The following is a 23,833-nucleotide window of genomic DNA, read 5'->3' on the forward strand; positions in this document are numbered from 1 at the left end:
GGGGAGGGGCGTGATGAGAGGGAGGAGGACTTGATCCTCGTCCCGTTCGCCCTGAGGAGCCGCTGAGCGAAGTCGAAGCGGCATCTCGAAGGGCAGGTTACCGGGCATGTGGTTCGAGACGGGGCTTCGGCTTCGCTCAGCCCCTCCTCACCACGAACGGAGGAGGGAAGCCAGCCAGGGTCGAGAGGAGAAGGACATGGCCGACGCACATTCCCGCCCGTTGATCGTCGGCATCGGCGGCACGACGGTTGCCGGGTCCTCGACCGAACGTGCGCTCGACATCAGCCTGCGCGCCGCCGCGGCGGAAGGGGTGGAGACGCTGGCGTTCGGCGGCGAGGCGCTCGCGGCGCTGCCGCTCTACACGCCGGGGGCCGAGCGGACGCCGGGCGAAGCCGCGCTGGTCGAGGCGATCCGGGCCGCGTCGGGCGTCATCATCGCTAGCCCCGGCTATCACGGCAGCATCAGCGGGCTCGTCAAGAATGCGCTCGACCTGATCGAGGAAACGGCGCGCGACGAGCGCGTCTACCTGACCGACCTGCCCGTCGGCGTGATCGCCACCGCCTATGGCTGGCAGGCGACAGGATCGACGATCGCGGCGCTGCGTTCGATCGTCCATGCGTTGCGCGGCTGGCCAACACCGCTCGGCGCGGCGATCAACAGCGCGCAGTGCAAGTTCGACGTCGAGGGCGGCTGCACCGACGCGGCGGCGCTGGGCCAGTTGGAGACGGTCGGGCGGCAGGTCGCACGCGCAGCATTGCGCGATCACCAGATCCGGTGGGCGGCGTGAGCGTCGTCCTGACCGCGGTCGAGGGCGGGTTCGACCTCACCATCGCCGGCACGCTGGTGATGCGGCATCGGCCCGAGGCGCCTGCCCTGTTCGTCGGTGCCGGACGCGCCGACGTCGACATGTACCGCGGCAATTACTTCCTGTCCGACCGGCTTGACGCACGCGTGCCGCTGACGCGCTGCACCGTGGCGGGCGACGTCGCGACGCTGAGTGCGGATGGCGCGCCGTTGCTGCGGCTGCGCATCGAGGGCGGCGCGGTGGCGATCGAGGCGCTCGATCCTTCGCTGAACCGGCTGTGGCTGCGCTGCGTTGCGGAGGCTGGCGAGCGACTGTGGGGCGGCGGCGAGCAGCTGTCCTATGTCGATATGGCCGGGCGGCGCTTTCCGATGTGGACGTCGGAGCCGGGCGTCGGGCGCGACAAGTCGACCTACCTCACCTTCCAGTGCGACCGCGATCATCGGTCGGGCGGCGATTACTGGAACACCAACTATCCGCAGCCGACGTATCTGTCGTCGCGCCGCTATGCGCTGCATGTCGAGACGACCGCCTACACCTGCTTCGACTTCCGCGATCCGGCGTTCCACGAGATCGAGGCGTGGGCGATCCCGGCGCGGATCGAGCTGTTCGCGGCCCCGCGCTTCGCCGATCTGGTCGGCCATCTGTCGACGCGGTTCGGGCGCCAGCCGAAACTGCCCGCCTGGGCGATCGAGGGCGCGATCCTGGGGCTGAAGCAGGGCGAGGAAAGCTTCGCCCGGATGGAGGCGATCATCGCCGCCGGCGCGATTGTCACCGGCCTGTGGTGCGAGGACTGGATCGGCCTGCGCATCACCAGCTTCGGCAAGCGCCTGTTCTGGGACTGGAAAGCCAATGAGTCGCGCTATCCGGCGCTGAAGGCGAAGATCGCCGCGCTGAACGACCGCGGCATCCGCTTCCTCGGCTACGTCAATCCGTACCTGGCGATCGACGGCACGCTGTATCAGGAGGCGGTTGCGGCGGGCTATCTGGCGCTGCGGCTCGATGCCGACGCGCCGTATATCGTCGATTTCGGCGAGTTCGACTGCGGCATCGTCGATTTCACCAACCCCGCCGCCGCCGACTGGTTCGCCGAGCGAGTGATCGGGGGCGAGATGCTCGATTACGGCCTGTCGGGATGGATGGCCGATTTCGGCGAATATCTGCCGACCGACGTCCGGCTCCACGACGGCACTGACGGGATGTTGGCGCACAATGCCTGGCCGACGATTTGGGCGGAGGTGAACGCGCGTGCGGTCGCCTCGCGCGGCAAGACGGGCGATGCGCTGTTCTTCATGCGCGCGGGCTTCACCGGGGTGGGGCGGTACTGCCCCTTGCTTTGGGCAGGCGACCAGAGCGTCGATTTCAGCCGCCACGACGGCATCGGCACGGTGATCCGCGCGGCGCTGTCGTCGGGGCTGGTCGGCAACGCGTATCACCACAGTGATCTCGGCGGCTACACCAGCCTCTATGGCAACGTCCGCACGCCCGAGCTACTGATGCGCTGGTCGGAACTGTGCGCGCTGACCCCGGTGATGCGCAGCCACGAAGGCAATCGGCCCGACGACAACCTGCAGCTCGACGACGATCCGGCGGTGCTGGCGCATTTCGCGGCGATGACTCGGCTTCATGCGGCGCTGGCACCCTATGTGACCAGCCTGTGCGACGAGGCGGCGGCAACCGGTATGCCGCTCCAGCGGCCGTTGTTCCTCGACTGGCAGGACGACGCCGACTGCTGGGGCGTCGAGACGCAATATGGCTATGGCCGCGACCTCGTCGTCGCGCCGGTGATCGAGGCGGGGGCGACGCGCTGGTCGGCGTATCTGCCCGCCGGCGCCGCCTGGATCCACCTGTGGTCGGGCGAACGATACGAGGGCGGCACCACCGCCGATGTCGCCGCACCGATCGGCGAGCCGCCCGTCTTCTGGCGCGAGGCCAGCGACCACGCCGCGCTGTTCCGCTCCATCCCAGCAAAGGTCAACGCATGAGAGCCGCTTTCCTGTCGAGCGTCGAGGAGATCATCGACGAGGCGCGCAACGGCCGCATCTTCATCCTAGTCGACGACGAGGATCGCGAGAACGAGGGCGACCTCATCATCCCGGCGCAGATGGCGACGCCCGAAGCGGTCAATTTCATGGCGAAGCATGGCCGTGGCCTGATCTGCCTGGCGCTGACCAAGAGCCGCGTCGACGAACTCGGCCTGCCGCTGATGAGCCGCAACAACGGGACGCGGCACGAGACCGCCTTCACCACCTCGATCGAGGCGCGTGAGGGCGTGACGACGGGCATCTCCGCCGCCGACCGCGCGCGTACCGTCGCGGTGGCGATCGATTCGTCGAAGGGCGCGAGCGAGATCGTGACGCCGGGCCATGTCTTCCCGCTGGTCGCCCGCGACGGCGGCGTGCTAGTGCGCACGGGCCATACCGAGGCGGCGGTCGACGTGTCGCGGCTGGCGGGGCTCAATCCCTCGGGACTGATCTGCGAGATCATGAACGAGGATGGCACCATGGCGCGGATGGACGACCTCGTCGCCTTCGCGGAAGCCCACAAGCTGAAGATCGGGACGATCCGCGACCTGATCGCCTATCGCCGCCGCTATGACCATCTAGTCGAGCAGATATCCGAGCGCGCATTCGACAGCCGCTGGGGCGGCCGCTGGATCGCGCGCGCCTATCGCAACAAGGCGACGGGCAGCGAGCAGATCGCGCTCATCAAGGGCGAACTCGACACGACGACGCCGACATTGGTGCGGATGCACGCCGCCACGCCCTTCGCCGACATGTTCGGCGAGGCGGGCGCGCGCAGCGACATGCTGGGCCAGGCGATGGAGGCGATCGCGGCGGAGGGATCGGGCGTCATTGTCGTCATCGACCGCCCGCGCGCCGACGCCTTCGCCGAACCGCGCCCCGAAAGCGACATGGACGAATTGCGCGACTATGGCGAAGGCGCGATGATCCTCGCCGACCTGGGCATTCACGAGATGGTGCTGCTGTCGAACTCGCACCACACGATGGTCGGGCTGGAGGGCTATGGCCTGTCGATCATGGCGCAGCGGGGGTTGGGCAACGCACCCGCTTCCCACTACCGTCATGCTGAACTCGATTCAGCATCTCCCGCCGTCGCCCATGCGGCCTGAGATCCCGAGTCGAGTTCGGGATGACGATCGTTATTGAGAGGGCCATGGCCAGCTATCGCGAACAGCCGACGCTCCAGGCGGCCGATCTCTACAATGACATCATCCCCGCGCCGCCGACGACGTGGCGAGACCAAGTGCCCGGGCTGACCGTCGCGGCGCTGGCGACGATGGCGGCGGCGTTCGTCGCCGATCACTATCGCGCCCCGCTGACGCTGATGGCGCTGCTGATCGGGCTCGCGCTGAATTTCCTGGGCTCGGAAAAGAACATGGCGCCGGGCCTCACCTTCGCGTCGAAGACCTTGCTGCGCTGGGGCATCGTGCTGGTCGGCGCGCGCGTCACGCTGGGGCAGATCGTCGGGCTGGGGCCGATGACGCTGGTGGCGGTGGTGCTGATCCTGCTCGCGACCCTGGCCACCGGGGTGATCGTGGCGCGGGCGCTCGGGCTGTCGCCGGCGTTCGGAGCGCTGGCGGGCGGCGCGGTCGCGATCTGCGGCGCGTCGGCGGCATTGGCCATCGCGACGACGCTGGGCGAGCGGCGGATCAGCCAGGCGCAGCTCGCGCTGGTGCTCGTCGGCATTGCGGCGGCGAGCGCGACCGCGATGTTCTTCTATCCCCTCATCGCTCATTCGCTTCACCTGAGCGATGCACAGGCGGGGCTGATGCTCGGCGCGTCGATCCACGACGTCGCGCAGGCGATCGGTGCGGGCTATTCCTTCTCCGACGCGGCGGGCGAGACCGCGACGATCGTCAAGCTGACCCGCGTCGCGCTGCTGGCGCCGGTGCTGGCGCTTATCGCTGCGGTCGCGCCGGTGCCGGGGGCGAAGCGCGCCGGCCTGTCGATCCCGTGGTTCGTCACCGGCTTCTTCGTCGTCGCGGCGGTCAACTCGCTGGTGCCGATCCCCGCCGTGGTGACGAATGCCGCCGGCACCGCCGCCACTGCCTGCCTCGCCTGCGCGGTGGCGGCGACCGGTATCCGCGCGCCGATGCGCTCGCTGCTGGGAACGGGGCCGAAGCCGCTGGTCATCATCGGGGTGGCATCACTGGTCGCGCTGGCACTGTCGCTGGTCGCGGCGATGGTGGTGTTGTGAGCTCAGCCTCCCCTCTCCCGTTTATCCTGAACGACGTCGAAGGACAGGCCACGAATGCCGGCGCCGGGGGCAGGTGCTTCGACTTCGCTCAGCACGAACGGACAGGTAATTTGGCCGCCGTCGCCTCCCCTCCACCGTTCGTCCTGAGCGTAGTCGAAGGACATGCCACGCACGACACCACCCGCGACATCTGCCCTCCGGCGACGCTCGGGACAGGCTTCGACTTCGCTCAGTACGAACGGTTGGGTGGAAGCGGACGAGGCGCTAGACTGCCGTCCATGGAGACGCCGCAATGGACCGCCTGAACTCCCTCCTCGCCGCCGAGACGAACCGCCGCCGCCTACTCGGCCGCATGGCGATAGGTGCCGGCGCCATCGCGGCGCCGGCGCTGGCGCAGCAGATGGCGGACCTGCACCTGCCCGGCGGCAACGACGAACGGCCGCTGACCACCGCCTTCCCCGGCAAGGGCAGCATGATCCTGCAGCGCAATCGCCCGCCGCTGCTGGAAACGCCGATGGAGGTGTTCGATCGCAGCGTGTTCACGCCCAACGACCAGTTCTTCGTCCGCTGGCACTGGTCCGACATTCCCACCAGCGTCGATGTCGAGACGTTCCGCCTGCGTGTCGGCGGGATGGTCGAGCGGCCGCTGGCGATCTCGCTGGCGCAACTGCTGCGGCTGCCGCGGATCGAATATGCCGCGGTCAATCAATGCTCGGGCAACAGCCGCGGCTATTTCCAGCCGCGCGTGCCCGGCGCGCAATGGGGCCATGGCGCGATGGGTAACGCGAAATGGACCGGCGTGCGGCTGAAGGACGTCCTCGACCTCGCCCGCGTCCGCGCCGGGGCGGTGCAGGTGCGCTTCGACGCGCTCGACCAGCCGGCGGTGCCCGACGGGCCCGATTTCGAGAAGTCGCTTGGGCTCGACCATGCGCGCGACGGCGAGGTGATGATCGCCTTTGCGATGAACGGCGAACAGCTGCCGTTGCTGAACGGCTTTCCGCTGCGGCTGATCGTGCCGGGCTGGTATTCGACCTATTGGGTAAAGGCGCTCAACGCGATCGAGGTGCTGGGCGCGCCCGACGAGAATTACTGGATGGCCAAGGCGTACAAGATCCCGACCGCGCCCGGCGCCGATGTCGCGCCGGGATCGAAGGATTTCCCGACGACGCCGATTAGCGCGATGATTCCACGCAGCTGGATGACCAGCCTGCCCGAAGGCCAGGTGATCGCCTACGAACCCGAGATCGAGGTCGGCGGCATCGCCATGGGCGGCGACCACGGCGTGGCGCGCGTCGCGGTATCGTCCGACGGCGGGCGCAGCTGGCGCCAGGCGACGCTGGGGCCAGACGAGGGGCGCTACAGCTTCCGCCGCTGGGACGCGCGCGTGCCGCTGGTGCGCGGGCGCAACCGGATCGCGGTGCGCTGCTGGAACAGCGCCGGCGTCGCGCAGCCGTTCCGGCCGATCTGGAACCCCGGCGGCTATATGCGCGGCAATGTCGAAACCACCACGATCGTGGCGAGCTGAGGGAATTAGCGATGCGCTCCAATGCCGCCATCGGCGTCCTGATCGCCGCGATCGTCGCCATCGTCCTGCTGGCGGTCGGCGCGCCGCACAACCGGCCCGCACCGGCACCCAAGCCGGTCCCGACGGTGCCCGAGCCCAGCGTGGCGGGCGGCGGTCTGGCGCTGACCTCGGCCAGCATCGAGCTGCCCGCCGACGAGGCCAAGTTCCCCGCCGGCCCGGGATCGGATGTCGCCGACCGCGTGTGTACCGCCTGTCACTCGGCGAGCATGATCCTGACCCAGCCGCCGCTGACCAGCGACCAATGGGCGGCCGCCATCAAGAAGATGGCCGAAGTCTACAAGGCGCGGATCACGCCGGACGAGGCGACGACGATCCATGCGTATCTGGTGGGGATGACCGGCGCCACGAAGCCGGCTGAGGTGGCGGCGAAGTAAGTAAATCCTCCCCTGCAAGGGGAGGGGGGCCACCGCGAAGCGGTGGCGGAGGGGTATGCCGCGGGCCGCGTCGCCTGAGGCGACTACCCCTCCACCAGCCTGCGGCTGGTCCCCCTCCCCCTCCGGGGGAGGATTGGGTGGAATCAGATATGCAGGGCGCGCCCATAGGCGCCGAGCACGCTCTCGTGCATCGATTCGCTGATCGTCGGATGCGGGAAGACGGTGTCCATCATCTCCGCCTCGGTCGTCTCGAGCTGGCGGGCGATGACATAGCCCTGGATCATCTCGGTCACCTCGGCACCGACCATGTGCGCGCCGAGCAGTTCGCCGGTCTTGGCGTCAAACACCGTCTTGGTGAAGCCCTCCGCCTCGCCGAGAGCGATCGCCTTGCCGTTGCCGATGAAGGGGAACTTGCCGACCTTCACCTCATAGCCCGCTTCCTTGGCCTTGGCCTCGGTTAGGCCGACCGAGGCGACCTGGGGACGCGAATAGGTGCAGCCGGGGATGTTGTTCTTGTCCATCGCATGCGGGTGGCCGCCCGCGATCTTTTCGGCGGCGATGACGCCTTCGTGGCTCGCCTTGTGCGCCAGCCAGGGGGCGCCGGTGACGTCGCCGATCGCCCACACTCCCTTGACGCTGGTCGCGCCATAGCCGTCGGTCTTGATGTGGCCGCGCTCGGTCTCGATGCCGAGCGCCTCCAGCCCGATCTCCTCGGTGTTGGGCACGATGCCGATCGCGACGATGACGTGGCTATAGTCCTCGGTCGTGACCTTGCCGTCCTTGCCCTTGATGCTCGCCTTGATGCCGCTGCCGCCGACCTCGATCTTCTCGACGCCGACGCCGGTGCGGATCGTCATGCCCTGCTTGGTCAGCGCCTTTTCCATGAAGGCACTGATCTCCTCGTCCTCGACCGGCAGGATGCGCGGCAGCATCTCGACGATCGTCACGTCGGCACCCATGTCGTTGTAGAAGCTGGCGAATTCGACGCCGATCGCGCCCGATCCGATGACCAGCAGCTTGGTCGGCATCTCGGGCGGCACCATTGCGTGGCGATAGGTCCAGACACGCTTGCCGTCGGCCTTGGCGAAGGGCAGGTCGCGCGCGCGCGCGCCGGTGGCGATGATGATGTCCTTGGCGGCCAGCTCGATCGTCTTGTCGCCCTGCTTGACGCTGAGCTTGCCCGGCGCGGTGAGCTTGCCGACGCCCTCGTACACCTGGACCTTGTTCTTCTTCATCAGGCCCTTGACGCCGGCGTTGAGCTGGCCCGCGACCTTGCGGCTGCGATCGACCACCTTGCCGAGATCGAACGACGACCGGTCGACCGCCAGGCCGTAGTCGGCGGCATGCTGCATATAGTGATAGATCTCGCTCGACCGCAGCAGTGCCTTGGTCGGGATGCAGCCCCAGTTGAGGCAGATGCCGCCCAGCCGTTCGCGCTCGACGATCGCGACCTTGAGGCCCAGCTGCGACGCGCGGATCGCCGCGACATAGCCGCCCGGGCCCGAGCCGAGCACGATGAGGTCGAATTGGTCAGCCATGGTCAATCATCCGATGCGTGTTTCAGGTAAGGCAGGTTGTCCGTCGTCCAGACCGCCACGCCGACCCCAAAGAAGTCGACGTCCTCCGTCCAGATTTGGCCGCCGAAAGCAAGGGCCGCGGCAAGGGCGGGCCAGTCCGACTTGCCCCCCTGGCGCAGCCGCGCGCGGGCGGCGTCGCGCAGATAATCATATTCGTCTGCGCCGATGAGCATGAAAGGCGCCAGCACGCGGTCGACCTCTTCCATCGCCTCGTCCTCGTCCAGGCCCAGCTGGCCGACAAGGTTGCGATGAAGTTCGAAGGCGTTACGGTCGGTAGTCGCCAGCGGCACGCCACGCTCGCGGAGCGCGACGACGTGGCGCATTGCGCGCCCGCGACTAACCCGCTGGAGAATGTTGGTATCGGTCAGGAGCACTGGTCGTCGGCTTCCATGCCCTCGATCTCGTCGGCGGGAATCCCGAATGCCTTCAGGCGCTCACGCCAATCGGGCGTCTGCTCGCGCCAACGCCGCGCGGCATCAACGCGCTGCTTTGCCCACGCGTCCAGATCGATGTCGGGAGCCGTTCGCAGCCGTTCGGGCATGTAGCGGCCGACGCGCTTGCCGTGGTGGGTGACCTCGATCACCTGATCGCCGATCGCGACCTCACCCAGCCGCTCGCGAAATTCCTTGATGCCCATCTTCATGGCGCGATCCTCAAAAGTGTCACCATAAGATACACTTTGTCGAAGCGCGTTCAACCGCCCAGCGCCGCCACCTTGCGCGGCTGGCGGTCGTCGCCGATCGCGACGAAGACGAAGCGGGCCTGCGTCACCCGATAGGCCTCGTCGGTGTGGCGGCCGCGGCGCCAGGCCTCGACGTCGATCGTCATCGAGGTGGTGCCAGTCGCGACCAGCGTGGCGTAGACGGACACCTCGTCGCCGACGATGACGGGGCGGTGGAACTTCATCCCCTCGACCGCGATCGTCACCGCGCGCCCGCCGGCGTGATGCGAGGCGACCGAGCCGGCGGCGAGATCCATGTGCCCCATCAGCCAGCCGCCGAAGATGTCGCCATAGGGATTGGCGTCGGCGGGCATGGCGGTGACGCGGATCACCGGCTGCAGGTCGGGCAGGCTAGTCACGCCTTGCGTCGCCGGTCGAAGCGCCGGTCGAGCCGCCATGCGCGGTGGAGCGGCCCCGCGCCGAGCACGACCGCCGCCGCCATCCCCGCCGCGCCGCACCACCAGATCACCTGGCTGCCGAGCGGATAGGCCCAGATCGCCAGTTCGGTGAACGTCCAGGCGACGATCAGCCCGGCGACGATATGGATCAGCTCGATCGCGGTGCGCATGGCGATCAGGCGATCATCCCGAGCGGGCTTTCCACCAGCTCCTTGAACGCCTTCATCAGCTGGGCGCCGTCGGCGCCGTCGATCGCACGGTGATCGAAGCTGCCGGTCGCGGTCATCACCGTGGCGACGCCGAGCGCGTCGTCGACGATGTATGGCCGCTTCTCACCGGCACCGATCGCCAGGATCATGCCCTGCGGCGGGTTGATGACCGCCTCGAACTGCTTGATCCCGAACATGCCCATGTTGGAAATCGAGGCAGTACCGCCCTGGAATTCCTCAGGCTTCAGCTTGTTGTCGCGGGCGCGGGCGGCGAGATCCTTCATCTCGGTCGAGATCGCCGACAGGCTCTTCGATTCGGCGCCGGCGATGATCGGGGTGATGAGCCCGGCGGGCGTCGACACCGCGACCGAGATGTCGGCGCGGTGGAAGCTGATCAGCTGGTCCGGCGTGAACATCACGTTGCACTTGGGCACCGCGATCAGCGCCTGCGCGAGCGCCTTCACCAGCATGTCGTTGACCGACAGCTTGACGCCGCGTGCCGACAGCGCGCCGTTCAGCTCGCCGCGCAGCTTCATCAGCGCGTCGAGGCGCACATCCACCGTCAGGTAGATGTGCGGCACCTGCTGCTTCGATTCGGTCAGGCGGCGCGCGATCGTCTTGCGCATGTTCGACAGCTTGGTCGCTTCGTGCGGAATGTCGGGAATGGCGATCGGCTTGGCCGCGGCGGCCGGTGCCGGCGTGGGCGCGGCGGCGGTGGCCGTCTCTGCCGGCTGGCTGGTCGCGGTCTTGGGCGCGGCAGCCCCCGGCTTGGCGCCCTCAATATCGGCCTTGACGATGCGGCCGTTGGGACCGGAGCCGCTGACCGCACCCAGGTCGACGCCCTTCTCGGCGGCGATGCGGCGGGCGAGCGGGCTCGCCTTCACGCGGTCGCCCGACTGACCACCCGAGCGCGCCGCGCTCTCGGCGCCGGCGTCGGCGGGGCGGCCGTGATCCTCGGCCTGGGTCTCGGTACGTTCGACCGGCTTGCCCTCGTTACCCTTGGCATTGGGGTCGGTGGGATCGGGGCGGCCCTTGAACTCGGGGTCGGCGGGCTCAGGCGTCTCGCTCTTCGACGGCGCGGAGACGGCGGAGGCATCCTCGCCTTCCTCGGCCAGGATCGCGATCGCGGCGCCGACCTTCACATTGTCGGTACCCTCGGCCACCAAAATCTTGGCGATGACGCCCTCGTCGACCGCCTCGAACTCCATCGTCGCCTTGTCGGTTTCGATCTCGGCCATGATGTCGCCGGACTTGACGGTGTCGCCCTCCTTGACGAGCCATTTGGCCAGCGTGCCCTCCTCCATCGTCGGCGACAGCGCGGGCATCTTGATCTCGATCGACATGGGCGTCCTCTTGGCTTGCTCCGGTGGAGCGCGGCACGCTCTTCGCCCCAGCGCGCACTAGGGTCAACCCTTGCGCGCAGCGTCGTCGCACGGCACGCTCGCGCGATGCGCATCTATCTGGTGGCGATCGACGACAGTCCCGAGGCCGGCATCGCGCTGCGCTTCGCCGCGCGGCGTGCGGTGAAGACCGGCGGCGGCGTCGAAATCGTCAGCATCGTCCCTCCACAGGAATTCATCGCCTTCGGCGGCGTTCAGGCGACGATCGAGGCGGAGGCGCGCGCCCATGCCGAGGGGCTGGTGGCGGCGGCAGCGGGAACGCTGCTGCAGGAATCGGGGCTGAAGCCCGCGATCACGGTGCGCGAGGGCGAAGGCCCGAAGATCATCCGCGAGATCATCGAGGGCAATCCCGAGATCGCCGCGCTGGTGCTGGGCGCGGCGGCGAGCGGCGCGCCGGGGGAATTGGTGAGCCACTTCGCCGGCACCGATGCGGGCGCGCTGCCGGTGCCGGTGACGATCGTGCCGGGCAGCCTGACGCGCGAGCAGATCGACCGGTTGAGTTGAAGGGGGGGCATAACCCACCCTCGTCATGCTGAACCGAGTTCAGCATGACGGTTTTGCGAGGGCGGCCCTCTCTTATTCTGTCATCCCCGCGCAGGCGGGGATCCATCGTGCGGCGGGCGGCTCGTGCGGTGACCGGCTGGGTCGCTCGCCGCACCTTGGATCCCGGCTCGAGGCCGGGATGACGAAGGATGGGAAGGCCGCCGCCGATGGCCCCTACTGCTTGCGCGCGACGAACGTGCCCTTCGATCCGTCACGCGGGTCCATCCAGGCGCCATCGAGCGTCCGGCCATCGGGCGTGACGGTATAGGTCGACACCTGCACCACCTTGCCTTGCCGCATGTCGGTGATCTTCATGACATTGGGCGCGGGCATCTCGACCTTGCTCATCGTCTTGCCCGGATCCTTCTCGGTCAGCGCATAGTCGCCGCCGATCTTCGCGTTGAGCGTTTCGCCCAGCCCGGTGGTCATGTGGACCATGCCGTCATGGACCTTCACCATCATCGTCATCGCATTGTCGGAAACCTGGTTGGTCTTGGGATCGGGCTTCCATGCGCCGGAGATGCGGTGTGCGCCGGGGATCGAGGCCCCGACCCGGGTCGCGCTGCTCGACTGTTCCACCACCGTGCCGGCACCATTGTTGGTGTTGCGCCCCTTGAAGGTGATCGTGTTACCGTCGGCGGACACGGTTTCGACGTTCTCGGCAACGATCTTGCCGTTCTTGCGGAACTGCATCCGTACGACGTTGGGGTCGACCACGGTCAGTGCGATCTCATCCCAATAGGGGCGGTCCTTGACCGCGTGGAACTGGCCGTCGGCCTTCACCGCATAGGGCGGGATGCACGACTTGCAGGAGTACAGGCCGTCCTTCAGCGTGAACTCGTCGGGCTTGACGTCGAGCGTCGCCGACGTCGCCTCCCCCTTCCACGTACCGTCGAAGACGCTCTGCGCCGACGCGGGAGCCGCGATCGCGAGCGCGATGCCCGCGAGCCAATAGGTCGTACGAAATGTCATGGATCGGTCCCCTCTTGTTTGCCTGTGGCATGACGAGCGACCGTTATGTTCTGAAGGTGAGTTTGACCCGAAACGGCACGAGTCGCAAGCGGGGTTGAGCGGTCGCGCTTTTGCCGTCACATCAGCGGCATGGCTCTTTTCCTCCTGGCCGCCGCCGCTGCGGCGATCACCCCCGCCCCGCGGCCCGACCCCCAGCGCATGCGCGCCGACGTCGCCGCGATGGTCGGCTTCGGCACCCGCCACTCGCTGTCGACGACGACCGATCCGAAGCGCGGCATCGGCGCCGCCCGCACCTGGGTCGCGAGCCGGTTCGAGGCGATGTCGAAGGAATGCGGCGGGTGTATCACCGTCGAGCGGATCGACCGCCGCTTCACCGGCCCGCGCGCGCCCGGCGGCGTCGTGGTGCAGGACGTGCTCGGCATCCAGAAGGGCCGCGACCCCAATCGCGTCGTGATCGTCGGCGGCCACCTCGACAGCCGCGTTACCGACGTGATGGACGCGACCAGCGACGCACCGGGCGCCAACGACGATGCCTCGGGCGTCGCGCTGGTGCTCGAGGCGGCGCGACTGCTGTCGAAGCGGACGTTCGACGCGACGATCGTCTATGTCGCATTCTCCGCCGAGGAGCAGGGGCTGTGGGGTGCCGAGCTGCTGGCGGACACGGCGCAGCAACGCGGCTGGCAGGTGACGGCGATGCTCAACAACGACATCGTCGGTAACTCGATCGGCCAGGGCGGGGTGAAGGACGCCGGCCGCGTCCGCGTCTTTTCCGAAGGCATCCGCGCGTCGGAGGACATGCCCCAGCAGCTCACGCGTCGCGGCATCGGTGGCGAGGACGACGGCCCCAGCCGTGCGCTGGCGAAGACGATCGCCGATGTCGCCGGCGGCATTCCCGGCGGATTCCAGGTGTTCCTCGATCGCCGCCCCGATCGCTTCGGCCGCGGCGGCGATCACGAGCCGTTCCTGAAGCGCGGCTATCCTGCCGTCCGCTTCTCGGTGGGCGCGGAGAACTGGGACGCGCAGCACCAGGACCTGCGCACCGAGAAGGGCGTCGTCTATGGCGACACCATCGACCGGATGGACTTCGCCTATCTCGGCCGCGTGACCGCGATCAACGTCGCGACCATCACCCGCCTCGCCGCGGCGCCTGCCGCGCCAGCCAGCGCATCGCTGGTCGGCGACCTGTCGCGCGATACCCAGGTCAGCTGGACGCCGGTGCCGGGCGCGGCGCGCTATCGCGTCCGCTGGCGGCCCAACGACGGCACGCCCAAGTGGACGGCGATGCGCGACGTCGACGATACCGCGACGACGTTGGTCAACGTGCCCGTCGACGATCATTTCGTCGCGGTATCGGCGCTGTCGGCGGATGGGGCGGAGAGCATCCCCACCTTCGCGGGACGCGCGGCACGGCGCTGATCGATCCTCCCCCGCCAGGGGGAGGATCGAGGAGGCCGGACACGACAATGCCGCCCCGCGGGAGTTCGTGCGGGACGGCATTGCCTAAGACCCCCGGGGGCCATTTCCCGGGGTACCCCTCCCCGGAAAACCTATGTCTCGTTCAGCGTCGCGTGGCGCGGCGCCTGGCTGGCCGGGCCGGTGGTGCCGGCTCGGCGAATTCGCTCGTGGTGGTCGTCACCACCGTGCCGGGGTCCGTCCCCCGCGTCACCCTCGCCCGCGGCGCGATGCCGACACCGGTCGAGGTCGTCGTCACCCCGCCGCCAGCGACCGCGTGCCACTGCGGCGCCCCCTGCGCCATCGACCCCCGCCGGCGGACCGGATCGGGCGGTTGCGGTGCAAACGCCGCGGTATCGCCATAGGCATAGCCCATCGCCGCCCCGAAACCGGCCGCCGCGTCGAGCCGCGGATCGCCGGTCGCCGCCACCGTCGGCGTGGGACTGGCGGATGGCGTCGGCGTCGCCGCCGGCTGGCGCTGTCGATCGTCGCGTTGCGCCACGGCGTCCGTCGACACCAGCGCGAGCACCGCGATGCCCCAGGCCGTCATCCTCATCCCACCCCCATCGGCGCTGCCGGTTGGCTGCCCGATTGTTACCATCGTGTGACACGCGTCACCACGAAAAACCTCGTCCCGTTTCGGATCAGCCGAGACGGTTTGCCAACAGCCTGGCCAGCGCCTCGCAGCCGGCGGCATCCTCGGCGTTGAAGCGCGCGGGCTCGGGACTGTCAAGGTCGAGGACCGCGATCACCCGGCCGTCGCGGACGATCGGCACCACCAGTTCCGACCGGCTCGCCGCGTCGCAGGCGATGTGGCCCGGAAAGGCGTGGACGTCCTCGACCAGTTGGGTCGACGTAGTGGCGGCGGCGGTGCCGCACACGCCCTCGCCGAACGGGATGCGGATACACGCCGCCTTGCCCTGGAATGGCCCCAGGACCAGCTCGTCGCCGATCGTCCGATAGAAACCGGCCCAGTTGAGATCGGGCAGATACTGCCAGATCAGTGCCGCGGCATTGGCCATGTTGGCGATCGCATCGGGCTCGTCGCCGGTCAGCGCGTCGAGTGCGGCGTGGAGGTCGTGATAGAGGTCGGCCTTGGTGCCGGCGGCGATATCGAACTGGTACATGGAGACCAGATAGCCATTCTTCCCCGGCACGGGGAGGGGGACCATGCCATAGGCATGGTGGAGGGGCAGCCAAACAGGACCAGCGCTTAGGGTCTGCACCTCCACGATTCTCTGGCGCGAGCGGTCCCCCTCCCCGTGCCGGGGAGGATTAGTCTAGGCTCACCCGCCCGCGGCCGGCCTTCACGACGCTTCGCCCCTTCTTGGCATCGACGCGGCGGGCCTTGGCGGCGCGCGAGGGCTTGGTCTTCACCCGCCGCGCCTCGCGCTTTTCCGCCTCGGCCAGCAGATCGGCCAGCCGCGCCCGCGCATCCTGGCGGTTCGCCTCCTGCGTGCGATAGCGACGCGCGGTAATCACCAACTCGCCGCCTGCGGTCATCTTGCTGCCAGCCGCCACCTTCAGCCGGCGATAGCTTTCCGGCGACAGCCCCAGCCGGAACACGTCGACACGCAGCTGGCACGCCGTCGCGACCTTGTTGACGTTCTGCCCGCCCGGCCCGGTAGAGGCGAGGAAGCGCTCCTCCAGCGCATCCTCGGGCACCTCGATCACGCGAAGATGCCGAAACGCTCGGGCAGCGGTGCCTCGGCGCGGATCGGCTCCTTGCTGCCGCGCGGAACCACCAGCCCGGCAGCATGAAGCAGCATGCCCGCCGGATCGCCGCGCCCGTACACCGGATCGCCGACCACCGGCGTGCCGAGCCCGGTCGCGGCATGGACGCGAATCTGGTGCGTGCGACCGGTTTCGGGACGGAACTCGACCAGCGATCGCCCGCCCTCGCTGCGCAGCAGGCGCCAATGGGTCCGCGCCGCCTTGCCCTTCGCATCCTCGACCATCCGCCATCCGGCCTCGCGCGTGCTGACCTTGCCCAGCGGGAAGTCGATCGTGCCCGATTCGCCCTCGGGCACGCCGTCGAGCACCGCGAGATAGCGCTTCTCCACCTCGCCGCGCTCGAACGCCTGGCCTAACCGCGCCGCCGCCTTTGGATTGCGCGCCAGCAGGAGGCAGCCCGAGGTGTCTCGATCGAGCCGGTGCACCGCCACCGGCCAGCGATGAAAGCCGAACCGCAACGATTCGAGGTGGTTCTCCAGGCTCAGCGATCCGTCGCGCGGCGGATCGACCGGCAGCCCTGCGGGTTTGTCGATGACGAGCGCCTCGCCGTCGATGAAGAGTACCCTGTCGCCATGCATGGTTGTGTCCTTGCCACCCGCCGCGCCGCTATGCCAGTGCCGCGCCGCGCATGACCCGCCTGATCCTCCTGATCGCCGCGCTGACGTGGAGCGCCATCGCCGATGCGCAGGGATGCGCGGGCACGCAGGCGCCGGTCGAGCGGGACGGGCGCGTGCTCGGCCACCTGCCCTATGGCAACGCCGCCGACACCGAATTGGTCGAGGCGCCGCCTGGCTTCGCCTTGCGCGGCGGATGCCGGATCCGGCGCGAGGTCTATGCCGATCTGGAGCGGCTGCTGGCCGCGGCGGGCCGCGACGCGGCGGCGATCGGCACCCTGCGTGGCCTGTCGTGCCAGCGCGGCGTCATCCGCCAGTCGGGCGTGTTCTGCCGTGGCAGTGACGGCGATGCCGCCGACCGCGCGATCTCGGTCGCGCCGCCGGGGCATAGCGAGCATTCGACCGGCTATGCGATCGACTTCGCCGTGCGCCCGCAGAACGGCTGCCCCGATGCCGAAGCCTGCATGGCAGCGACGCCGGCGTGGCGCTGGCTGGCGGCGAGTGCGCCGAAATACGGTTTCGAAATGTCCTTCCCCGGCGGCAACAGGCAGCAGGTGAAGTGGGAGCCGTGGCACTGGCGCTGGGTCGGCACGAATGCGTCCGTCCCGGGTGCGGCGCGCGCGCGGTTCGTGTTCGCGCGGGCCCGGCGCGAGTTTCCGGCGGACCCGGCGGTGCTCGACCCCGTGGTGCTGCGCGACGTGCCCGCGCCACCCGTGTGGGTGGATGCGCCGGCGTACCCGGTGGGGAAGCAGAAGAAGCGGCGGCGGTAGAGATACCCTAGCTTTCGTCATTCCCGCGAAAGCGGGAATCCATTTTCCTCGGAACGGGGTGAGAACCATCAGCATCAGCCAGTATGGATCCCCGCCTTCGCGGGGATGACGACGCAGCGGGCAACGACGAGCGCGTTTACCGCGCCTGCAACGCCGCCTGCGCCGCCGCGAGCCGCGCGATCGGCACGCGGTACGGGCTGGCCGAGACATAGTTCAGCCCGACCTTCTCGCAGAACGCGATACTCGCCGGATCGCCGCCGTGTTCGCCGCAGATGCCGAGCTTGATGTCGGGCCGGGTCTTGCGACCGCGCTCGACCGCCAGCTCGACCAGCTCGCCGACGCCCTCGACGTCGAGGCTGACGAACGGGTCCTTGGCATAGATGCCCTGCTCGACATACGCCCCCAGGAAGCGGGCGGCGTCGTCGCGGCTGACGCCCAGCGTCGTCTGGGTCAGGTCGTTAGTCCCAAACGAGAAGAACTCGCCGCTCTCCGCGATTTCGCCCGCCTTCAGCGCAGCGCGGGGTAGCTCGATCATCGTGCCGACGAGATATTCGATCTCGCGCCCGCGCTCGCCGAACACCGCCTGGGCGGCGCGATCGACGACGGCCTTCATCAGGTCTAGCTCGCGCTTGGTCGCGACCAGTGGAATCATCACCTCGGGGATCGGCGCCTCGCCGCTCTTCTCGGCGACGTCGATCGCCGCTTCGAAGATCGCGCGCGCCTGCATCTCGTAGATTTCGGGATAGGTCACGCCCAGCCGGACGCCGCGATGGCCGAGCATCGGGTTGAACTCGTGCAGCTCCGCGGCGCGACGCTTCAGCACCTCGGCGTCGACGCCCGCCGCCGCCGCGACCTCGGCGAACTCGTTCTCCTCGTGCGGCAGGAATTCGTGGAGCGGCGGATCGAGCAGGCGGATCGTCACCGGCAGGCCGGCCATAACCTCGAAGATGCCAGCGAAATCGGCGCGCTGCTCGGGCAGCAGCTTGTCGAGCGCGGTGCGGCGCCCCTTCTCATCCTCGGCCAGGATCATCTGGCGCACCGAAGTAATCCGCGCGGCGTCGAAGAACATATGCTCGGTGCGGCACAGGCCGACGCCCTCGGCGCCGAAGTCGCGCGCGACCTGGCAGTCGTGCGGCGTCTCCGCATTGGCGCGCACCTTCAGCCGGCGGACGCCGTCGGCCCATTCCATCAGCGTGCCGAAATCGCCCGCCAGCTCGGGCTGCACCGTCGCGACCGCGCCGGCCATCACCTCACCGGTCGACCCGTCGATCGTCAGGATGTCGCCCTCGCGCACCTCGCGGCCCGCAACGCGTATCACCTTGTCCTTCGCCGAGATCGCGACGCTGCCCGCGCCCGACACGCAAGGCCGGCCCATGCCGCGCGCGACCACCGCGGCGTGGCTGGTCATGCCGCCGCGCGCGGTCAGGATACCTTTCGCGGCGTGCATGCCGTGGATATCCTCCGGCGACGTTTCGGTGCGGACCAGAATCACCTCCTCACCCGCCGCCGCCATCTTCTCCGCGGTGTCGGCGTCGAACACCGCCTTGCCCGAGGCGGCGCCCGGCGAGGCGGGCAGGCCCTTGGCGATAACGTCGCGCGGCGCGTCGGGATCGAGCGCGGGGTGGAGCAGCTGGTCGAGCGCCGCCGGATCGACGCGTGCCACGGCCTCCTCGCGCGTGATCAGGCCATCGTTGGCCATCTCGACCGCGATCTTCAACGCCGCCTTGGCGGTGCGCTTGCCCGAGCGGGTCTGGAGCATCCACAGCTTGGTCTGCTCGACCGTGAACTCGATGTCCTGCATGTCGCGGTAATGACGCTCGAGCGTCTGGAACACGTCGGCGAGCTGGCCGTAGACCTCGGGCATCGCCTCTTCCATCGACGCGGGCTTGGCGCCCGCCGCCTCGCGCGCGGCCCTCGTCAGATATTGCGGCGTGCGGATGCCGGCGACGACGTCCTCGCCCTGCGCATTGATGAGGAATTCGCCGTAATAGGCGTTCTCGCCGGTCGACGGATCGCGGGTGAAGGCGACGCCGGTGGCCGATGTGTCGCCCATGTTGCCGAACACCATCGCCTGGACATTGACCGCGGTGCCCCAGGTGCCGGGGATGTCATTGAGCCGGCGATAGACCTTGGCGCGCTCCGACTGCCACGATCCGAACACCGCACCGACCGCGCCCCACAGCTGGTCGTGGACGTCCTGCGGGAAGTCCTTGCCCCATTCCTGGCGGACGAGGCCTTTATACTCGTCGACCAGCGCCTTCAGGTCGTCGGCGGCAAGCTCGGTATCGAGGGTGTAGCCACGATCTTCCTTCGCAATCTCCAGCGCTTCCTCGAACGCGCCGTGATCGAGTTCGAGCACGACATCGGCATACATCTGGATGAAGCGGCGATAGCTGTCCCAGGCGAAGCGTTCGTCGCCCGACCCCTTTGCCAGCCCCTCGACCGTCGCATCGTTGAGCCCGAGGTTGAGGACGGTGTCCATCATGCCGGGCATCGACACGCGCGCACCCGAACGAACCGAAACTAGCAGCGGACTGGTGGGGTCGCCGAAGCGCTTGCCGGTCACCTCCTCGATATGGGCAATACCGTTGGCGACCTCGGCCCGCACCGACTCGGGGAACTGCTCGCCCTCGTCATAATAGCGGGTGCACATCGCGGTACTGATCGTGAAACCGGGGGGAACGGGCAGGCCGATCGACGCCATTTCGGCGAGGTTCGCGCCCTTGCCGCCGAGCAGGTTCTTGTCGCCCTTGCCGCCGTCCGACACGCCGCCGCCGAAGCGATACACATATTGCCCGTCGTTCGCCGCCTGCGCTGCCGTCGCCATCATTCCCTCCAGCCGTATTTTATGTTGTGCGTTGCAGCACGAACGCAGCTTGGGGGCAATAGTGCCGTGACGCGGGGACTGTCCCGCGAGGGACAAGGCGCCTTAGGCCTTTGCAACAGCCACCGCGCGTATCCGCGCGTATCTCCCAATGATCCGCTGGCATTGTGGATCGACGAACTTGCCCAACACGAATCCCATGGAGACGACCGACAGGCCGACCAGCAAGGCCGCGGAGCCGGACAGATAGGATTGCTGCCATCCCGACGCCAAACCAACAAATGTTTTTGCCAGCAGGAACACGCCGAAGTGAATGGCGTAGATCGGGTAGGAAATCGCGCCCAGCGTTTCACATCCTCTCCAGGAACATCCCGTGCCGACCAGACCGGCAATCGTCACCGGTATCACGACGCCCGCACAGGCCAGATCGAACCAGGGCCGAACCCCGCCAACGACATCGGCGAACAGCAAGATCACCACGCCGCCCAAGGCAGCCAATGCCCAGCGCCCGCTAAGGAAGCGCGGCTTTCGGTGCAGCCCAAGGCGGTGGATCAGTACCCCCACCGCAAAGCCGTATACACCACGCGCCATACCCGCATCGGCCGTGTCCCACGTGAAACCGGAACTCATATTGCCGTGCCGCAACGTCGCTAGCACGATGTAGAGAAAGGACGTTGCGATCGTGCCGACTAGGACGCGCCTCGACAAGCGAGGAAGCAGGGCGGCATAGCCGATGTTCACGGTCAGCTCGACGAACAACGACCAACCTGGAAGGTTCAACGGAAAAAGAACGTGTTCGCCAGGGTTGGGCAAGATTACCAGAGCCAAAGCGCTGCTGATGGCGAAGCCAGACCAGGCGCGATCATGATAGACGCCAGGAAAAGCCGCGGTCATGCCGATCGCTACGCCAATCCACCACATTGGCAAAAAGCGCGCATAGCGCTTAATCAAATAGGTGGTGAAGTAATGCCCGCGCTGCAACCGATCGCCATAGGCATGAGCGATCACAAACCCGCTGATGACGAAGAAAACATCGACTGCGAGATAGCCGGACGGCGCGAACCTGACGCCGGTCAGAAAGCTCGTATGAAAGCCCACCACCGCGAGAGCGCAAAGTCCGCGAAGCGCATCCAGTTGCTCGAAGCGGTATGAAGGCACTGGATGCACTGCTTCCATCGGATCAGCCCTCGATCCGCGAGAAGTCCGCCACCTGATGCACCGCCGTGCGCACGCGCGCGAGCAGCGCCAGCCGCGCCGCGCGCTTCGCCGGATCGGCATCGTTCACCGTCACACCGTCGAAGAACGCATCGATCGGCGCGCGCAGCGAGGCGAGCGCGGCCATCGCGCCCTCGAAATCCTCGCGCTCGACCGCGGCGGCGGCGGCCGGCTCGGCGGTATCGAGCGCCGCGATCAGCGCCGCCTCGGCGGGTTCGGGCGGATAGGCCAACACGTCTCCTCTCCCTGCAAGGGAGGGGTCGGGGGTGGGTGTCGGCGCGTCAGCGTCGACCGAAGCGCCTGCCGCTGGCGACGGAGCCGATGCCTGCGCATCGGCACCCACCCCCAGCCGCTCCCTTGCAGGGAGGGGAGCGGCAATGACGCCCTCCTTCTTTAGGATATTGGCCGCACGCTTGTAGCCGGCAAGCAGGTTCGTACCGTCATCGGTGCCGACGAACGCCTGCAACGCATGGACGCGCGCGAGCAGCCGGACGAGATCGTCCTCGCCACCCAGCGCGAACACCGCGTCGATCAGGTCGTGGCGAACCCCCGCCTCGCGCTGCTGGACCTTTAGGCGGTCGGCAAAGAAGTCGAGTGCATCCGGCGACATCACCCCGGCGAGGGGAAAGCGCAGCCGGTTGTCGATGATCAGCGCAATCACGCCAAGGGCGGACCGACGCAACGCAAAGGGATCCTTCGATCCGCTGGGCTTGAGGTCGGCGGCAAAGAACTGGCCGATGCTGTCGAGCTTGTCCGCCAGGCTGACTGCCACCGTCACCGGATCGCTCGGGACATCATCGCCCTGCCCGACCGGCTTGTAGTGATCGCGGATGGCGGCGGCCACTTCCGGCGCTTCGCCCTGCGCGGCGGCGTAGTAGCCGCCCATCAGACCCTGAAGCTCGGGGAATTCGGCGACCATGCCGGTGACGAGGTCGGCCTTCGCCAGCCGCGCCGCGCGCTCTGCCTGGTCGGCGAGTATGGCAAGCCCCTCCCCTTCAGGGGAGGGGTTGGGGGTGGGGCCAGTCTCACCGAGACCGGCGCTTGTGGCCCCCACCCCAACCCCTCCCCTGAAGGGGAGGGGCTTGCTGGTGACGATGCCATCCTCGACCAGCCATCGCGCCAGCTTGGCGACACGCTCGACCTTGTCGGCGACCGTTCCCAGCTTCTCGTGGAAGACGATGTTCTTCAGCTTCTCCGCCTGCTGCTCCAGCGGCACCTTCAGGTCGGTGTCGTAGAAGAAGCGCGCGTCGGAAAGGCGGGCGGCGAGTACTTTGCGGTTGCCCTCGACGATCTTGGCGCCGCCGTCCGACGCCTCGATGTTCGCGGTGCAGACGAACGCATTCGCCAGCGCGCCATCAGCCGAGCGGCAGACGAAATACTTCTGGTTCACCCGCGCGGTGAGCTGGATCACCTCGGGCGGGACGCTCAGATAGTCGGCGTCGAAGCGGCCGAGCAGCGGCACCGGCCATTCGGTCAGGCCGGCGTTCTCGCCCACCAGCCCCTCGTCCTCGACCAGCTCCAGCCCCGCCTCGCGCGCCAGTTCGGCTGCGCGGGTGCGGATGATCGCGCGGCGCTCGTCCTGGTCGACGATGACGTGGACGGCGCGCAGCTTCTCGACATAGTCCGCCGCCGAGCCGATCGTGATCTGGCCGGGATGGTGGAAGCGATGGCCGAGCGTCGCCGCGCCCGAGCGGATGCCGGCGACCTCGACATCGACGATCGCGTCGCCGAACAGCGCGACGATGCCGTGGAGCGGGCGGGCCCAGCGCAGCGACTCGGTCGATGCCGACGCCGCGCCCCAGCGCATCGATTTGGGCCACGGGAAAGCGCGGACGATCCCCGGGATCGCCTCCGCCAACACCTCGACGGTGGCGCGGCCCGGCTTTTCGGAGACCGCGAACAGGATGCCGTCACGCTCGACCAGCTGCTCGCGGGTGAGGCCGGTCTTGCGCAGGAAGCCCTCGAGCGCCTGCGGTGGCGCGCTGGTCTTGGGCCCCTTCACCTCCTCGCTGACCGCGGCCGTCCCCTCGGGCAGCCCGCACGCGATCAACGCCAGCCGGCGCGGGCCGGCATGGGTGACGATCCCGCTGGCGGTCAGCCCCGCCTTGCCGATCTCGGCGGCGAACAGGCGGGCGAGATCCTCGCGCGCCTTGTCCTGCATCCGCGCGGGGATCTCTTCGGAGCGGAGTTCGAGGAGGAAGTCGGTCATGATGCTGCGGCCGTCGTAAAGTTCGCGCGAAGGCGCGAAGGCGCGAAGAAGCAGGTGATACGCGCGGAGGCGCGGAGACGCGGAGGCAGTGCTCGCGGCAAGGTTTCGACCGCATCAGCGGTCATGGCCGATCGCCGGCGTCGCACATATGATGGGCTCGCTGTTGCGAGCCGTCGCGAACCATGCGCCGCGTCTCCGCGCCTCCGCGTGAAC

The 23,833-nt window shown here is 68.3% G+C and carries 23 protein-coding genes; 9 read left to right on the forward strand and 14 right to left on the reverse strand.

Features of this window, described 5'->3' with window-relative positions:
* Window positions 1–196 precede the first annotated feature (196 nt).
* The 6 genes from GGQ80_RS07770 to GGQ80_RS07795 all read left to right on the forward strand — a co-directional run bounded on the left by GGQ80_RS07770 (window position 197) and on the right by GGQ80_RS07795 (window position 6,982).
* Window positions 197–787 (forward strand): NADPH-dependent FMN reductase, encoded by a 591-nt coding sequence (locus tag GGQ80_RS07770; RefSeq protein WP_183983480.1) that lies wholly within the window; start codon window positions 197–199, stop codon window positions 785–787.
* On the forward strand, window positions 784–2,787 hold the full coding sequence (locus GGQ80_RS07775; protein ID WP_343050940.1) for an alpha-glucosidase: 2,004 nt from the start codon (window positions 784–786) through the stop codon (window positions 2,785–2,787). Before GGQ80_RS07770 ends, GGQ80_RS07775 begins: the two co-directional genes overlap by 4 nt.
* A complete protein-coding gene (ribB, locus tag GGQ80_RS07780; protein WP_183983482.1) occupies window positions 2,784–3,935 on the forward strand; it encodes a 3,4-dihydroxy-2-butanone-4-phosphate synthase in 1,152 nt (383 codons plus the stop codon). Before GGQ80_RS07775 ends, ribB begins: the two co-directional genes overlap by 4 nt.
* Before the next feature lie 44 nt (window positions 3,936–3,979).
* Window positions 3,980–5,023, forward strand: coding sequence for a YeiH family protein (locus GGQ80_RS07785; RefSeq protein WP_183983484.1), 1,044 nt, complete (start codon window positions 3,980–3,982; stop codon window positions 5,021–5,023).
* A gap of 292 nt (window positions 5,024–5,315) precedes the next feature.
* Window positions 5,316–6,548: a molybdopterin-dependent oxidoreductase gene (locus tag GGQ80_RS07790; protein ID WP_183983486.1), complete on the forward strand. Its 1,233-nt coding sequence runs from the start codon at window positions 5,316–5,318 to the stop codon at window positions 6,546–6,548.
* A gap of 11 nt (window positions 6,549–6,559) precedes the next feature.
* The gene (locus tag GGQ80_RS07795) at window positions 6,560–6,982 is read left to right on the forward strand and encodes a hypothetical protein (protein ID WP_183983488.1); all 423 of its coding nucleotides are present in this window, start codon (window positions 6,560–6,562) and stop codon (window positions 6,980–6,982) included.
* Window positions 6,983–7,125: 143 nt separating this feature from the next.
* Here the strand turns inward: GGQ80_RS07795 and lpdA are convergent, their stop codons facing one another.
* The 6 genes from lpdA to GGQ80_RS07825 are packed head-to-tail and all read right to left on the reverse strand — an operon-like array spanning window position 7,126 to window position 11,230.
* A complete protein-coding gene (lpdA, locus tag GGQ80_RS07800; protein WP_183983490.1) occupies window positions 7,126–8,520 on the reverse strand; it encodes a dihydrolipoyl dehydrogenase in 1,395 nt (464 codons plus the stop codon).
* Window positions 8,521–8,522: 2 nt separating this feature from the next.
* Window positions 8,523–8,933, reverse strand: a complete 411-nt coding sequence (locus tag GGQ80_RS07805; protein WP_343050941.1) for a PIN domain-containing protein — start codon at window positions 8,931–8,933, stop codon at window positions 8,523–8,525.
* The gene (locus tag GGQ80_RS07810) at window positions 8,924–9,202 is read right to left on the reverse strand and encodes a hypothetical protein (RefSeq protein WP_183983494.1); all 279 of its coding nucleotides are present in this window, start codon (window positions 9,200–9,202) and stop codon (window positions 8,924–8,926) included. Before GGQ80_RS07810 ends, GGQ80_RS07805 begins: the two co-directional genes overlap by 10 nt.
* 50 nt (window positions 9,203–9,252) lie before the next feature.
* Window positions 9,253–9,594 carry an acyl-CoA thioesterase gene (locus tag GGQ80_RS07815; RefSeq protein WP_246346970.1) on the reverse strand — a complete coding sequence of 114 codons (342 nt, stop codon included), beginning with the start codon at window positions 9,592–9,594 and terminating at the stop codon, window positions 9,253–9,255.
* Between the two features lie 41 nt (window positions 9,595–9,635).
* Complete coding sequence (locus tag GGQ80_RS07820) at window positions 9,636–9,848, reverse strand: hypothetical protein (RefSeq protein ID WP_183983498.1); 213 nt, start codon at window positions 9,846–9,848, stop codon at window positions 9,636–9,638.
* A gap of 5 nt (window positions 9,849–9,853) precedes the next feature.
* A complete protein-coding gene (locus GGQ80_RS07825; RefSeq protein ID WP_183983500.1) occupies window positions 9,854–11,230 on the reverse strand; it encodes a pyruvate dehydrogenase complex dihydrolipoamide acetyltransferase in 1,377 nt (458 codons plus the stop codon).
* Window positions 11,231–11,335: 105 nt separating this feature from the next.
* Here GGQ80_RS07825 and GGQ80_RS07830 point away from each other — a divergent pair, with 105 nt between their 5' ends.
* Window positions 11,336–11,791 (forward strand): universal stress protein, encoded by a 456-nt coding sequence (locus GGQ80_RS07830; protein ID WP_183983502.1) that lies wholly within the window; start codon window positions 11,336–11,338, stop codon window positions 11,789–11,791.
* A 213-nt stretch (window positions 11,792–12,004) separates the two neighbouring features.
* On the opposite strand, the gene GGQ80_RS07835 is transcribed toward GGQ80_RS07830, so the two are convergent.
* On the reverse strand, window positions 12,005–12,802 hold the full coding sequence (locus GGQ80_RS07835) for a hypothetical protein (RefSeq protein WP_183983504.1): 798 nt from the start codon (window positions 12,800–12,802) through the stop codon (window positions 12,005–12,007).
* Window positions 12,803–12,931: 129 nt separating this feature from the next.
* Between GGQ80_RS07835 and GGQ80_RS07840 the strand changes: the two genes are divergently transcribed.
* A complete protein-coding gene (locus GGQ80_RS07840) occupies window positions 12,932–14,218 on the forward strand; it encodes a M20/M25/M40 family metallo-hydrolase (RefSeq protein WP_183983506.1) in 1,287 nt (428 codons plus the stop codon).
* Window positions 14,219–14,360: 142 nt separating this feature from the next.
* Here GGQ80_RS07840 and GGQ80_RS07845 read toward each other — a convergent pair whose 3' ends face one another.
* The 4 genes from GGQ80_RS07845 to GGQ80_RS07860 form a co-directional block, all read right to left on the reverse strand.
* Complete coding sequence (locus GGQ80_RS07845) at window positions 14,361–14,804, reverse strand: hypothetical protein (protein ID WP_221364268.1); 444 nt, start codon at window positions 14,802–14,804, stop codon at window positions 14,361–14,363.
* A 94-nt stretch (window positions 14,805–14,898) separates the two neighbouring features.
* On the reverse strand, window positions 14,899–15,381 hold the full coding sequence (locus tag GGQ80_RS07850) for a GAF domain-containing protein (protein ID WP_183984056.1): 483 nt from the start codon (window positions 15,379–15,381) through the stop codon (window positions 14,899–14,901).
* A 148-nt stretch (window positions 15,382–15,529) separates the two neighbouring features.
* Window positions 15,530–15,928, reverse strand: coding sequence for an alternative ribosome rescue aminoacyl-tRNA hydrolase ArfB (arfB, locus tag GGQ80_RS07855; protein ID WP_183983511.1), 399 nt, complete (start codon window positions 15,926–15,928; stop codon window positions 15,530–15,532).
* Complete coding sequence (locus tag GGQ80_RS07860; protein ID WP_183983513.1) at window positions 15,925–16,566, reverse strand: RluA family pseudouridine synthase; 642 nt, start codon at window positions 16,564–16,566, stop codon at window positions 15,925–15,927. The genes arfB and GGQ80_RS07860 overlap by 4 nt, the downstream gene beginning before the upstream one ends.
* Before the next feature lie 50 nt (window positions 16,567–16,616).
* On the opposite strand from GGQ80_RS07860, the gene GGQ80_RS07865 reads away from it, so the two are divergent.
* A complete protein-coding gene (locus GGQ80_RS07865) occupies window positions 16,617–17,372 on the forward strand; it encodes a M15 family metallopeptidase (RefSeq protein ID WP_183983515.1) in 756 nt (251 codons plus the stop codon).
* A 136-nt stretch (window positions 17,373–17,508) separates the two neighbouring features.
* On the opposite strand, the gene ppdK is transcribed toward GGQ80_RS07865, so the two are convergent.
* From ppdK to glyS, 3 genes are all read right to left on the reverse strand, one after another.
* Window positions 17,509–20,199 (reverse strand): pyruvate, phosphate dikinase, encoded by a 2,691-nt coding sequence (gene ppdK / locus GGQ80_RS07870; protein ID WP_183983517.1) that lies wholly within the window; start codon window positions 20,197–20,199, stop codon window positions 17,509–17,511.
* 102 nt (window positions 20,200–20,301) lie between these two features.
* Complete coding sequence (locus GGQ80_RS07875) at window positions 20,302–21,372, reverse strand: acyltransferase family protein (protein WP_183983519.1); 1,071 nt, start codon at window positions 21,370–21,372, stop codon at window positions 20,302–20,304.
* Between the two features lie 4 nt (window positions 21,373–21,376).
* Complete coding sequence (gene glyS / locus GGQ80_RS07880; protein ID WP_183983521.1) at window positions 21,377–23,620, reverse strand: glycine--tRNA ligase subunit beta; 2,244 nt, start codon at window positions 23,618–23,620, stop codon at window positions 21,377–21,379.
* Window positions 23,621–23,833: the final 213 nt, after the last annotated feature.

Source organism: Sphingomonas jinjuensis (genome assembly GCF_014197105.1).
Lineage (GTDB): Bacteria > Pseudomonadota > Alphaproteobacteria > Sphingomonadales > Sphingomonadaceae > Sphingomonas > Sphingomonas jinjuensis.

Excerpts from the sequence above, each read along its gene's own strand:
- GGQ80_RS07830 (WP_183983502.1), top strand. The coding sequence starts at position 11,336 with ATGCGCATCTATCTGGTGGCGATCGACGACAGTCCCGAGGCCGGCATC.
- GGQ80_RS07835 (WP_183983504.1), bottom strand. The coding sequence starts at position 12,802 with ATGACATTTCGTACGACCTATTGGCTCGCGGGCATCGCGCTCGCGATC.
- glyS (WP_183983521.1), bottom strand. The coding sequence starts at position 23,620 with ATGACCGACTTCCTCCTCGAACTCCGCTCCGAAGAGATCCCCGCGCGG.
- lpdA (WP_183983490.1), bottom strand. The coding sequence starts at position 8,520 with ATGGCTGACCAATTCGACCTCATCGTGCTCGGCTCGGGCCCGGGCGGC.
- ppdK (WP_183983517.1), bottom strand. The coding sequence starts at position 20,199 with ATGGCGACGGCAGCGCAGGCGGCGAACGACGGGCAATATGTGTATCGC.
- GGQ80_RS07820 (WP_183983498.1), bottom strand. The coding sequence starts at position 9,848 with ATGCGCACCGCGATCGAGCTGATCCATATCGTCGCCGGGCTGATCGTC.
- GGQ80_RS07860 (WP_183983513.1), bottom strand. The coding sequence starts at position 16,566 with ATGCATGGCGACAGGGTACTCTTCATCGACGGCGAGGCGCTCGTCATC.
- ribB (WP_183983482.1), top strand. The coding sequence starts at position 2,784 with ATGAGAGCCGCTTTCCTGTCGAGCGTCGAGGAGATCATCGACGAGGCG.
- GGQ80_RS07840 (WP_183983506.1), top strand. The coding sequence starts at position 12,932 with ATGGCTCTTTTCCTCCTGGCCGCCGCCGCTGCGGCGATCACCCCCGCC.
- GGQ80_RS07810 (WP_183983494.1), bottom strand. The coding sequence starts at position 9,202 with ATGAAGATGGGCATCAAGGAATTTCGCGAGCGGCTGGGTGAGGTCGCG.
- GGQ80_RS07785 (WP_183983484.1), top strand. The coding sequence starts at position 3,980 with ATGGCCAGCTATCGCGAACAGCCGACGCTCCAGGCGGCCGATCTCTAC.
- GGQ80_RS07795 (WP_183983488.1), top strand. The coding sequence starts at position 6,560 with ATGCGCTCCAATGCCGCCATCGGCGTCCTGATCGCCGCGATCGTCGCC.
- GGQ80_RS07770 (WP_183983480.1), top strand. The coding sequence starts at position 197 with ATGGCCGACGCACATTCCCGCCCGTTGATCGTCGGCATCGGCGGCACG.
- GGQ80_RS07825 (WP_183983500.1), bottom strand. The coding sequence starts at position 11,230 with ATGTCGATCGAGATCAAGATGCCCGCGCTGTCGCCGACGATGGAGGAG.
- GGQ80_RS07850 (WP_183984056.1), bottom strand. The coding sequence starts at position 15,381 with ATGTACCAGTTCGATATCGCCGCCGGCACCAAGGCCGACCTCTATCAC.
- GGQ80_RS07865 (WP_183983515.1), top strand. The coding sequence starts at position 16,617 with ATGACCCGCCTGATCCTCCTGATCGCCGCGCTGACGTGGAGCGCCATC.
- GGQ80_RS07845 (WP_221364268.1), bottom strand. The coding sequence starts at position 14,804 with ATGACGGCCTGGGGCATCGCGGTGCTCGCGCTGGTGTCGACGGACGCC.
- GGQ80_RS07790 (WP_183983486.1), top strand. The coding sequence starts at position 5,316 with ATGGACCGCCTGAACTCCCTCCTCGCCGCCGAGACGAACCGCCGCCGC.
- GGQ80_RS07875 (WP_183983519.1), bottom strand. The coding sequence starts at position 21,372 with ATGGAAGCAGTGCATCCAGTGCCTTCATACCGCTTCGAGCAACTGGAT.
- GGQ80_RS07815 (WP_246346970.1), bottom strand. The coding sequence starts at position 9,594 with ATGCCCGCCGACGCCAATCCCTATGGCGACATCTTCGGCGGCTGGCTG.